The 12,433-nt window shown below is 70.5% G+C and carries 8 protein-coding genes; all 8 read left to right on the top strand.

The genetic code is table 11. From position 1 onward, the window contains the following. Positions 1–125 precede the first annotated feature (125 nt). Genes ACZ607_RS16695 through ACZ607_RS16730 form a run of 8 tightly spaced genes read left to right on the top strand, consistent with a single transcriptional unit; the run spans position 126 to position 12,396 of the window. Positions 126–1,805, top strand: coding sequence for an ABC transporter substrate-binding protein (locus ACZ607_RS16695; RefSeq protein ID WP_469735414.1), 1,680 nt, complete (start codon positions 126–128; stop codon positions 1,803–1,805). Positions 1,806–1,823: 18 nt separating this feature from the next. Continuing rightward, complete coding sequence (locus tag ACZ607_RS16700; RefSeq protein WP_469735415.1) at positions 1,824–2,879, top strand: ABC transporter ATP-binding protein; 1,056 nt, start codon at positions 1,824–1,826, stop codon at positions 2,877–2,879. Continuing rightward, on the top strand, positions 2,876–3,856 hold the full coding sequence (locus tag ACZ607_RS16705) for an ABC transporter permease (RefSeq protein ID WP_129265617.1): 981 nt from the start codon (positions 2,876–2,878) through the stop codon (positions 3,854–3,856). Before ACZ607_RS16700 ends, ACZ607_RS16705 begins: the two co-directional genes overlap by 4 nt. Before the next feature lies 1 nt (position 3,857). After that, entirely contained in the window at positions 3,858–4,913 is a 1,056-nt protein-coding gene (locus tag ACZ607_RS16710) for an ABC transporter permease (RefSeq protein ID WP_469735416.1), read from the top strand. Beyond that, entirely contained in the window at positions 4,910–5,896 is a 987-nt protein-coding gene (locus ACZ607_RS16715; protein WP_469735417.1) for an ABC transporter ATP-binding protein, read from the top strand. Before ACZ607_RS16710 ends, ACZ607_RS16715 begins: the two co-directional genes overlap by 4 nt. A 53-nt stretch (positions 5,897–5,949) precedes the next feature. Next, positions 5,950–7,362, top strand: a complete 1,413-nt coding sequence (locus ACZ607_RS16720; RefSeq protein ID WP_469735418.1) for a GH1 family beta-glucosidase — start codon at positions 5,950–5,952, stop codon at positions 7,360–7,362. A 34-nt stretch (positions 7,363–7,396) separates the two neighbouring features. After that, positions 7,397–9,274: a discoidin domain-containing protein gene (locus ACZ607_RS16725; RefSeq protein ID WP_469735419.1), complete on the top strand. Its 1,878-nt coding sequence runs from the start codon at positions 7,397–7,399 to the stop codon at positions 9,272–9,274. Between the two features lie 32 nt (positions 9,275–9,306). Beyond that, positions 9,307–12,396, top strand: a complete 3,090-nt coding sequence (locus ACZ607_RS16730; RefSeq protein WP_469735420.1) for a glycoside hydrolase family 3 N-terminal domain-containing protein — start codon at positions 9,307–9,309, stop codon at positions 12,394–12,396. Positions 12,397–12,433 lie beyond the last annotated feature (37 nt).

The raw sequence follows: 12,433 nt of genomic DNA on the forward strand, positions 1-12,433 counted from the left end.
CGTCCGCATCCCCGAAACCGCCGCACCCGGCGCACGCACCACCCGCACGAACCCCCGCACCCCGGCGCGTCGAGCGCTGACCACACCACCGGATCTCCCAGACCCGAAGTCCTCCTGGAGTCGCCATGTCCGTACGCCGTCGTCACACGTTGAGAGCGCTCTCAGCCGCCACTGCCGTGGTCGCGCTCGCCGCCGGCTGCTCGTCCGCCAACTCGGGTGCCAACAAGGGAGGCGGAGCCGGCGCCTCCGGCGTACTGACCCTCGGCAAGCCCGACGGGCCGCAGACGAACAACAGCAACCCGTTCCTCGCGACCTCGGCGGCGGCCGTCCTCGGCTACCGCGTCATGGTCTACGAGCCGCTGGCGATGCCCAACCAGATCCGGCCCTCGGACAAGGCGGACCCCTGGCTGGCGACCGCCTGGGACTGGGAGGCGAACTTCACCAAGGTCACCTTCACGCTCGACAAGCGGGCGAAGTGGGCCGACGGCAAGCCGCTGACCGCCGAGGACGTGGCCTTCACCTTCGAACTCCTGAAGAAGCACCCGGCGCTCAACAAGGACGGCATCCCCTTCGACGGCATCGCGGTCGAGGGCGGCAAGGTCGTCCTGACCTTCAAGGACTCCCAGTTCGTCAACCAGAACAAGATCACCTCGATCTTCGTGGTGCCCAAGCACATCTGGGAGAAGGTCGAGAACCCCGAGACCTGGCCGAACCGGACCCCGGTCGGCTCCGGCCCGTACAAGCTGAAGACGTTCACCCCGCAGACCACCACCCTGACCGCCACGCCCAGCTACTGGAAGGGCGAGACCAAGGTCAAGGAGCTGCGCTACACCACGTACAACGACAACAGCGCCGCGACCACCGCCCTGGCCAACGGCAAGCTGGAGTGGTCGTTCGTCTTCATGCCGAACTACAAGCAGCTGTACGTCGCCAAGGACCCGAAGAACCACAAGCTCTGGTTCCCCTCCGGGCTCGGCATCCACGGCCTGTGGTTCAACACCGCCCGCAAGCCGTTCGACAACCCGGCCCTGCGCAAGGCGATGGCCATGGTCATCGACCGCAAGGCCATCCACGTGCAGGCGCAGGCGACCCTCTACCCGGAGATCACCAGCCCGACCGGCATCCCGCTGCCCGCCGGCGAGAAGTTCCTCGCCCCCGAGTACAAGAGCGCCACCACGGCTCCCGATGTGGACGGTGCCAAGGCGCTGCTCAAGGACGCCGGCTTCCAGCTCAGCGGCGGCGTCCTGAAGGACCCGAGCGGCAAGCCGGTGGAGCTGACCTTCACCGACCCGGCCGGCTGGAACGACTACATCACCGGGCTCTCGATCATCAAGGACAACATCAAGCAGCTCGGCATCGAGGCCAAGGTCAAGACCCAGACCGCCGAGGCCTGGGGCAACGACGTCGCCACCGGCAACTTCGACGCCACCCTGCACTGGACCAACAGCGGTGCCACGCCGTACGACATGTACCAGAACGTCATGGACGAGGCGATCTACCAGCCCATCGGCAAGTCCGCCCAGACGGGCAACTTCGGCCGGTTCAAGAACCCCGAGGCGACCGCCGCGCTGAGGGAGTACGCCAACGCCGCGGACGACGCCACGCGCACCAAGGCGATGAACACGCTGCAGAAGATCATGGTCGAGCAGGCGCCGCTCATCCCGACCGCCGCGGCCCCGATCGGTGCCGAGTACTCCACGAAGAACTGGGTGGGCTGGCCGACCGAGCAGGACCAGTACGCAGCCCCGCAGCACACCCAGCCGGACGCGCTGGAAGTCGTGCTGAACCTGAAGCCCGCCAAGTAGTTACGGGAAGAACCGGCCATGACCACCGAACAGTCCGCAGACGTGCGCACCGGGACCGATGTGGTTCTCGAAGCACGCGGAGTCACCAAGCACTTCCCCGTACGGCGCACCGCCGGCGACCTCGTCGCCCGCAGACGCCGCCGCGTCCACGCCGTCGACGACGTCTCGCTGAAGCTCCGGCGCGGCACCGTCACGGCCCTGGTGGGGGAGTCCGGCTCCGGAAAGTCCACCGTCGCACGGCTGCTCGCCCAGCTCTACCCGCTCACCGCGGGCGAGATCGACCTGGGCGGCACGGCGGTGAAGGCCGGGCGTGGCCGGTCCTTCCGCAGATACGTCAAGCAGGTCCAGCTGATCTTCCAGGACCCGTTCGCCTCGCTCAACCCGGTGCACACCGTGCGCTACCACCTGACCCGCGCCCTGAAGATCCACGGCCGGGCGGGGAGCGGGGAGACGGAACTGGAGACGAATCTGGCCGCTCTGCTCGAACGCGTCCAGCTGACTCCTCCTCATCAGTACCTGGACAAGTTCCCGCACGAGCTGTCCGGCGGGCAGCGCCAGCGCGTCGCGATAGCGCGCGCGCTCGGCGCCGACCCGCAGGTCCTGCTCGCCGACGAACCGGTCTCGATGCTCGACGTGTCGATCCGGCTCGGCGTGCTCAACCTGCTCCGCGACCTCAAGGAACGCCTGCACCTCGCGATCCTCTACATCACCCACGACATCGCGTCCGCCCGCTACTTCGCGGACACGACCCTGGTGATGTACGCGGGCCGGATCGTGGAGGGCGGGGACAGCGAGACCGTCACCCAGCACCCCGCGCACCCCTACACCCAGCTGCTGATCGCCTCCGCGCCCGACCCCGACCGGGTGGCGGACGAGGAGGCGCAGGAGGAGACCGGGAGCGGCGAGCCGCCCTCGCTGATCGCCCCGCCGGACGGCTGCCGCTTCCACCCCCGCTGCCCGAAGGCCATGGAGCGCTGCCGCACCGAACTGCCGCCGCGCTTCGACCTGGCGGACGGCCAGTGGGCCGCCTGCTGGCTGTACGACGGCACGACCGCCGAGGGAGCAGCCAAGTGAAGTACATCCTCCAGCGGATCGCCTTCTACGCGATCACCGCGTGGGCCGCCATCACCATCAACTTCCTGATCCCGCGCCTGATGCCGGGCGATCCCGTCGAGGCTCTGATAAGCCGCTACCAGGGGCAGCTCGACACCTCCGCCATCGCCTCGCTCCAGGCGCTGTTCGGGCTGGAGGAGAACGCGTCCATCTGGTCGCAGTACACCGACTACTGGTCGCACCTGCTCGACGGCGACCTCGGGCTGTCCTTCACCTTCTTCCCGACCCCGGTCGGCGAGGTGATCTCCCAGTCGCTGCCCTGGACACTCGCGCTGGTCGGCATCACCACCCTGATCAGCTTCCTGCTCGGCACCGGCATCGGCGTCTACAGCGGCTGGCGGCGCGGCTCCTGGCTGGACGGGCTGCTGCCCGTGACCACCTTCATCTCCGCCATCCCGTACTTCTGGCTCGGCCTCATCGCCATCGCGGTGTTCGCGGTGAAGTGGCAGATCTTCCCGGCCGCCGGAGGGTACGACAACTCCCTGGTCCCGGCCTTCGACTGGCCGTTCGTCTCCAGCGCGCTCTACCACGGGGTGCTGCCCGGCGTGACGATCGTGCTCAGCGCCATCGCCGGCTGGATCCTCGGCATGCGCAACATGATGGTGACCGTCTCCTCCGAGGACTACGTCATGGTCGCGCAGGCCAAGGGCCTGTCCGAGCGGCGCGTGATGTTCTCCTACGCCGCGCGCAACGCCGTCCTGCCCAACATCTCCGGCTTCGCCCTCTCCCTGGGCTTCATCGTCGGTGGGACCCTGCTGGTCGAGATGGTCTTCTCCTACCCGGGCATCGGCTACCAGCTCTTCCAGGCCGTCGGGGCCAAGGACTACCCGCTGATGCAGGGCGTCTTCCTGATCATCACGCTCTCGGTCCTCGCCGCGAACCTGCTGGCCGACATGGCCTACGCCCTCCTCGATCCCCGCACTCGCAAGGAGGCCTGACATGTCCGTCACCACCACCACCGACGTCGTCGTCGTCAGCGACGCCGCGCCCGCCGCCTCGCGGGCCAGGTTCCGCTTCCTGCGCGGCGGGAAGACCCGCACCGGGCTGCTCATCCTCGCGTTCTTCGTCGTCCTCGCCGTGGCGGGCCCCTGGCTCGCGCCGTACGACCCGGACGCGATGAGCGACCAGCTGCTGCAACCGCCGTCCGGCGACCACTGGTTCGGGACGACGCAGACCGGGCAGGACGTCCTCTCGCAGATCCTGGTCGGCACCCGCGGGGTGCTGTTCGTCGGATTCCTCGCCGGCATCCTCGCGACCGTGCTGTCCGTGCTCATCGGGGTCAGCGCCGGGTTCCTCGGCGGAGCCGCCGACGAGATCCTCTCCATGCTGTCCAACATCTTCCTCGTCATCCCCGGCCTGCCGCTGATCATCATCATCGCGAGCTTCGTCGAGGACACCGGGGACCTGCTGATCGCCGCCGTCATCGCGCTCACCTCCTGGGCCTGGGGGGCGCGCGTGCTGCGCGCCCAGACCCTGTCGCTCCGGCGCCGCGACTACGTGGAGGCCGCCCGGGCCACCGGCGAGTCCACCTGGCGGATCATCCTGTTCGAGGTCATGCCGAACCTCACCGCCGTCATCGCGTCCGGCTTCGTCGGCACCGTCATCTTCGCCGTCCTCTCGGAGATCACCCTCGCCTTCATCGGCGTCGCCGACATCTCCCACTGGAACTGGGGCACCGTGCTCTTCTGGGCCCAGTCCAACCAGGCCCTGGCCCAGGGCGCCTGGTGGTGGTTCGTGCCCGCCGGACTGTGCATCGCCCTGCTCGGCACCGCGCTCTCGCTGATCAACTTCGGCATCGACGAGTTCGTCAACCCGCGCCTGCGCACCTCGACGGGCGCCTCCCGGAAGGTCCGGATGCGGGTCGGATTCACCCCGGTCGCCCGTACGGGTACGCCCACGCCGCCCGCCTTCACCCCGGTGGCCCGCACCACCGCGCCCGAGGCGCCGGCCGCCCCCGAGTCGCCCGGAACGCCCAGCAAGGAGCACAGCGCATGACCGCCGAGCCGATCCTCACCATCAGCGGCCTGAACGTCGACTACGGCACCGGCGCGAGCGGTGTCCGTGCCCTGCGCGACATCGACCTCACCCTGCACCGCGGCGAGGTCCTGGGCCTGGCGGGCGAGTCCGGGTCCGGCAAGTCCACGCTCGCGTACGCCGTCACCCGGCTGCTCTCCCCGCCCGGGGTGATCACCGGCGGCGACGTCCACTACCACCGGCCGGGCGCCGAACCCGTCGACATCCTCTCGCTCACCCCGGAGGAGCTGCGCGCGTTCCGCTGGCAGGAGCTGTCGATCGTGTTCCAGGGGGCGATGAACTCCCTCAACCCGGTGCACACCGTCCACAGCCAGCTCACCGACGTGCTCAAGGCGCACCGCCCCGACATGCGGCAGGCCGAGCGCACCGCACGCGCCGAGGAGCTCCTCGGCCTGGTCGGCATCTCCGCCGACCGGCTCGCCGCCTACCCTCACCAGCTCTCCGGCGGCATGCGCCAGCGCGTGATGATCGCGATGGCGCTCGCGCTGGAACCCGAGATCGTCATCATGGACGAGCCCACCACCGCCCTCGACGTGGTGATGCAGCGGCAGATCCTGCGCAAGCTGGTCGAGCTGCGCGAACGCCTCTCGTTCTCCGTCGTGTTCATCACCCACGACATCTCGCTGCTCATCGAGTTCTCCGACCGGATCGCCATCATGTACGGCGGCCGGATCGTGGAGCAGGCGGGCGCCGCCGAGATCTACCGCGACCCCCGCCACCCCTACAGCGACGGCCTGCTGCACTCCTTCCCCGCGCTGCACGGACCCCGGCGCGAGCTCAGCGGTATCCCCGGCTCGCCCCCGCACCTGTCCGCGATGCCCGCCGGCTGCGCCTTCCACCCCCGCTGCGGCAAGGCCTTCGAGCCGTGCGCCCAGCGGGTCCCGGTCCTCGCCGCGCCGGAGCCCGGCCAGGACCGCGAGGTCGCCTGCTGGCTGCACCACTGACCATCCGCACCGACGTTCACCACCCCACAGCAGAACCGGAGTTACGGAGAACCATGAACCTCGTCACGCCCCGCAGCAGCCTGCAGCCCGCCGCCGTCCAGGGACTCCCTGCCGACTTCCGCTGGGGCGTGGCCACCTCCTCGTACCAGATCGAGGGTGCGGTCGCGGAGGACGGCCGCACCCCGTCGATCTGGGACACCTTCTGCCGCGTACCGGGCGCCGTGCACCACGCGGAGCACGGCGACGTGGCCTGCGACCACTACCACCGGATGCCCGAGGACGTCGAGCTGATCGCGGGCCTGGGCGTCGACACGTACCGCTTCTCGCTGGCCTGGCCGCGCATCCAGCCGGGCGGCCGGGGACCCGCCAACGCCAAGGGCCTCGACTTCTACAAGCGGCTCGTCGACGAGCTCCAGGGCCGGGGCGTCACCCCCTGGATCACCCTCTACCACTGGGACCTGCCGCAGGAGCTGGAGGACGCGGGCGGCTGGCCGGCCCGCGACACCGCCCTGCGGTTCGCCGAGTACGCCATGCTCGCGTACGAGGCGCTCGGTGACCGGGTCGAGCACTGGACGACCCTGAACGAGCCGTGGTGCTCGGCCATGCTCGGTTACGCCTACGGGGCGCACGCCCCCGGCCGCACCGACCTGGGCGACGCCATGGGCGCCGTCCACCACCTGCTGCTGGGCCACGGCCTCGCCGCCCGGCAGATGCGCGAGGCCGCGGGGAGCAACCCGCTGGAGCTCGGCATCACCCTCAACCTCGGCACCGCCACCCCGGAGACCGACAGCGACGCCGACCGGGAGGCCTGCCGCCGCGCCGACGGCATGGGCACCCGCCTCTACCTCGACCCGATCGTCCACGGCCGCTACCCGGCGGACGTCGTCGACGACCTCGCGGCCCAGGGCATCGAACTGCCCGTCCAGGACGGCGACCTGGCCGCCATCGCCACCCCCCTCGACGTCCTCGGCGTCAACTTCTACCGGGGCGCGCTGTTCTCCGGGGTGACCGAGGACGGCTCGCCGACCGACACCGACGGCCTGCCCGTCGTGCGCGGCGTGGAGCGCGACCTGCCCCGCACCGCCATGGACTGGGAGATCACCCCCGGCGAGCTCACCGAGCTGCTGCTGCGGCTCCAGCGCGACTACGCCCTGCCGACCGTCATCACGGAGAACGGGGCCGCGTTCGACGACACCGTCGCGGCCGACGGGACGGTCCCCGACACCCACCGCACCGCCTATCTCGCCGACCACATCGCAGCCGTGTCCGAGGCCCGCAGGCAGGGCGCCGACGTCCGGGGCTACTTCGCCTGGTCGCTGATGGACAACTTCGAGTGGGCCTACGGCTACGACAAGCGGTTCGGCATCGTCCGCGTCGACTACGACACGCAGGAGCGGACGCTCAAGGACAGCGCCAAGTGGTACCGCGACACGATCCGCCTCACCCGGAACACCCCCACCGACTGACCGGTGTGGGACCGACCCGTATAGGAGTGCCCCCATGCCTTCTCGTACGACGTTACTCGTGACCACCGCCGCCGCCCTGGCCGCCCTCACCGCCCCCACGGCCCTCGCGGCACCCGCCCCCGACCCCGCCGTCCGGGCCGCCGCCGCGGCCTGGGACACGGACCGGGCGGCGGCCGCCTACGCCGCGAACCCCGGCGCGGTCACCGCGTCCGGCAGCGAGAACGGCGCGTCGGGCCCCGGAGCCGTCGCCGACGGTGACGCCGCCACCCGCTGGTCCAGCGACTTCGCCGACGACGCCTGGATACGGATCGACCTCGGCTCCACCCTCCGCATCAACCAGGTGAAGCTGGAGTGGGAGGCCGCCTACGGCAAGCGGTACGTCCTGGAGGTGTCCCGGGACGGCACGAACTGGACGGACTTCTACACGGAGGACGCCGGCACCGGCGGCACCGTCACCGCCCACACCTACCCGCAGGAGGTCACCGGCCGCTACGTCCGGATGCGCGGTGTGGAGCGCGGCACCGCCTGGGGCTACTCCCTGTTCTCCTTCCAGGTGTACGGCGGTGAGCCGGCCCCCGCGTCGACGACCCGCGCCAACCTCGCCCTGAACCACCCCGCCTACGGCAACCTCTACCAGCACGCCGGGAACTCGCCCGCGTACATCACCGACGGCGGCTGGCCCGCGGACCTGAAGGCCGACCGGTCGCGCTGGTCCTCCGACTGGAACGCCGACCGCTGGGTCGGCGTCGACCTGGGCGCCACGTCCACGATCAGCAGCCTCGACCTCTACTGGGAGGCCGCCTACGCCGTCGACTACGAGATCCAGGTCTCCGACGACAACAGGACGTGGCGCACCGTCCACCGCCCGTCCGCCGCCGAGGTGGCGGCCAGACGCGCCGACGTGAAGTCCCCGGGCGACGCCGTGGGCCGCCACGACACGATCACCCTCTCCACCCCCGCCACCGGCCGCTACGTCCGGATGCTCGGCAGGGAACGCCGCTCCTTCTACAACCCGGCGCCCTCCACCGCGCAGTTCGGCTACTCGCTCTACGAGTTCCAGGTCTGGGGGGCCGGAGGCAGCGCGGACGCCGCCTACCCGGCGCTGCCCCGGGACACCGGCGGCGCGTACCGGACGACGTTCTTCGACGACTTCACCGGCTCCGGCCTCGACCGCTCCAAGTGGCGGGTGGTGCGCACCGGTACGGAGATGGGCCCGGTCAACGGCGAGTCACAGGCGTACGTCGACTCGCCGGACAACATCCGCACCGAGAACGGCGCCCTGGTCCTGGAGTCGAAGTACTGCAAGGGCTGCACACCCACGCCCAACGGCACCTTCGACTTCACCTCCGGGCGCGTCGACACGAACACCAAGTTCGACTTCACCTACGGCAAGGTCAGCGCGCGTATGAAGCTGCCCGTCGGTGACGGATTCTGGCCGGCCTTCTGGATGCTGGGCAGCGACGTCGACGACCCCGCGGTGTCCTGGCCCGGATCGGGCGAGACCGACATCATGGAGAACATCGGCTACGGCGACTGGACCAGCTCCGCCCTGCACGGCCCCGGGTACTCCGCCGACGGGAACATCGGCAAGCAGCAGACCTACCCGGACGGCGGCCGGGCAGACCAGTGGCACACCTACGGCGTCGAGTGGACGCCCGAGGGCATGACGTTCACCGTCGACGACCGCGTCGTCCAGCGGACCTCCCGTCAGAAGCTGGAGTCCACGCGCGGCAAGTGGGTCTTCGACCACAACCAGTACGTGATCCTCAACCTGGCCCTCGGCGGCGCCTATCCCGCCGGCTGGAACCAGGTGACCCAGCCCTACTGGGGCCTCCCGCAGTCCAGCGTCGACCGGGTCGCGCAGGGCGGCGTGAAGGCGGAGATCGACTGGGTCCGGGTCGAACAGAAGTAGCCGCACCTCCGACACACGGAAGAGAGCCGCACATGCCCCGTACACCGCTCACCCGGGCCCGCCACCGCGCGAGACCGGTCACGGCCGCGCTCGCCGCGGCCACCGTCCTCGCCTCCCTGCTCGCCGGGGCCGTCCCCAGCGCGGCGGCCGGTGCCGAGGACGATCCCGCACCCGTCCTCGTCGACCGCTTCGAGGGCGAGGTCCCGCTCGGCGGCCCGCCCGCCGACTCCCTCTTCACCTGGGGCGGCGACACCGACGACCACCCCGCCCTCACCTTCGAGGAACGCGCCGACGCCCCCGAGGGCGCCAAGGTCCTCTCGGGCACCTACGACATCAGCTCCTACGGCGGGCTCAGCCACGAGTTCGCCGTCGACCAGCCCCCGAAGGACTGGACGGCCCACAAGGGCATCCGCTTCTGGTGGTACGGCCAGAACACCGCACCCCTGCCGCCCGGTTCGGGCAGGCGGATCAACTTCGAGATCAAGGACGGCGGAGCCAACGGCGGCGCCTCCGAGCTCTGGACCACCTCCTTCACCGACGACTGGGAGGGCTGGCACCAGGTCGAGATCCCCTTCGCGGACTTCGTCTACCGCGCCGACTACCAGCCCGTCGGCGGCATCGACCAGATCCTCGGCCTGAACGAGATGTGGGGCTACGCCCTCACCCTCCCGACCGGCGCCCCCGGCTCCTTCGCCATGGACGCCGTCGAGTTGTACGGAAAGGCCGACCCGGCCCTGAAGTCGAGCGTCGTCGTCGACTCCGCGGTGCACCCGGTCAAGGAGGGCGGCACGGCGGACATCAGGATCTCCGTCGCCACCACCGGATCGGCACCGATCGAGGAGCCCGTCACCGTCGCGTACACGACGAAGGGCGGCAGCGCCGAGGCCGGCAAGGACTACCGGCCGGTCACCGGCACCCACACCTTCCCCGCGGGCACCCCCTCCGGCACCACGCACACCGTCTCCGTGGCCACCGTCAAGGACAAGGGCGCCGAGTCGGCGGAGACGATCCCGCTGGAGCTGACCGTCACCGGGGCCAAGGCGCCCAAGGAGAACCCCCAGGTCGTCATCGACGCCCACGGGCTGCCGTACCAGAACGCGAAGCTCCCGGTGAAGACGCGCGTGGCCGACCTGCTCTCCCGGATGTCCCCGGCCGAGAAGGCCGGCCAGATGACCCAGGCGGAGCGCAACGCGCTCAGGTCCCAGGGCGACATCGCCACGTACGACCTCGGCTCGCTGCTCTCCGGCGGCGGCTCCGTGCCCACCCCGAACACGCCCGAGGCCTGGGCGAAGATGACCGACGCCTACCAACTGCGCGCCCAGGCGACCCGCTTCCAGATCCCGCTGATCTACGGCGTGGACGCGGTGCACGGGCACAACAACGTCATCGGCTCGACGATCATGCCGCACAACATCGGCATCGGCGCCGGCCGCGACCCGAAGCTCGCGGAGCGGACCGGAGCCGTCACCGCGAAGGAGGTGCGCGCCACCGGCATCCCGTGGGACTTCGCGCCCTGCGTCTGCGTCACCCGTGACGAGCGCTGGGGCCGTTCCTACGAGGCGTACGGCGAGGACCCGGCCCTGGTCGAGGCCATGGAGACGGTCATCACCGGCATGCAGGGCAGCCCGTCGGGCAAGGACCTCGGCCGCAACGACAAGGTGCTGGCCAGCGCCAAGCACTTCGTCGGCGACGGCGGCACCGAGTTCGGCTCGTCCACCACCGGCTCGTACACCATCGACCAGGGCGTCACGAAGGTCACGCGCAAGGAGCTCGAAGCCGTCCACCTCGCGCCGTTCGCCGAATCCGTGAAGCGGGGCGTCGGCACGGTCATGCCGTCGTACTCCTCGCTGGACGTCCTCGGCGACGACGTGGGCCCGGTGAAGATGCACGCCAACGCCGAGATGATCAACGGTGTGCTGAAGGACCGGATGGGCTTCGAGGGCTTCGTCATCAGCGACTGGCAGGCCATCGACCAGATCCCCGGCGACTACGCGAGCGACGTCAGGACCTCGGTCAACGCCGGACTCGACATGATCATGGTCCCGACCGCGTACCAGGACTTCACGAAGACGCTCCAGGACGAGGTCACCGCCGGCCGGATCGAGCAGGCCAGGATCGACGACGCGGTGTCGCGGATCCTCACCCAGAAGTTCCGCCTCGGCCTCTTCGAGAAGCCGTACGCCGACACCACCCACCTGGACGAGGTCGGCTCGGCCCGGCACCGCGCGGTCGCCCGTGAGGCGGCCGCCAAGTCCCAGGTGCTGCTGAAGAACGACGGCGCGGTCCTCCCGCTCAAGCCCTCGCAGAAGGTCTACGTCGCCGGGTCCAACGCCGACGACCTCGGCAACCAGGCCGGCGGCTGGACCATCAGCTGGCAGGGTGCCTCCGGCGCCACCACCACGGGCACGACCATCCTGGAGGGCATCGAGAAGAACACCTCATCGGCGACCTGGTCCCAGGACGCCTCCGCACCGACCGCCGGGTACGACGCCGGCGTGGTGGTCGTCGGCGAGAAGCCGTACGCCGAGGGCATCGGGGACGTCGGCAACGGCCATGACCTGGAGCTCACCGACGCCGACAAGAAGGCGATCGACACGGTCTGCGCCGCCATGAAGTGCGCGGTCCTCGTCGTCTCCGGCCGCCCCCAGCTCATCGGCGACCGGCTCGGCGACATCGACGCCCTGGTCGCCTCCTGGCTGCCGGGCACCGAGGGCGACGGGGTCGCGGACGTGCTCTACGGGAAGCGGGCCTTCACCGGGCAGCTCCCGGTGACCTGGCCGAAGTCCGAGTCGCAGCTGCCGGTCAACGTCGGCGACGCGACGTACGACCCGCAGTTCCCCTACGGCTGGGGGCTGACCACCCTGCGCAAGCCCCCGGCGGGCGGCGAAGCCACCCTCACCGGCCTCGCCGTCGCCGCCCAGCTCGCCGAGCGGGCGGGCCTCGGGAGGACCGCGGCCGGCAAGGAGATCGTGGACCGGGCCAGGCTCCTGGTCCAGCAGAGGACCGGCGGGAAGCTGACCGCGGCGGTGTCCAAGCCGTTCGCCGAGGCCGACCACCTGCTGCTCACCGGTGACCTCACCGGGGCGGTGGCGAAGCTGCGCGCGGCCTACCGCGCCGTGTAGCCGCTCAGCCGCGTAACCGCGTAACCGCGTAACCGCA

The organism is Streptomyces sp. NPDC104381 (assembly GCF_055583745.1).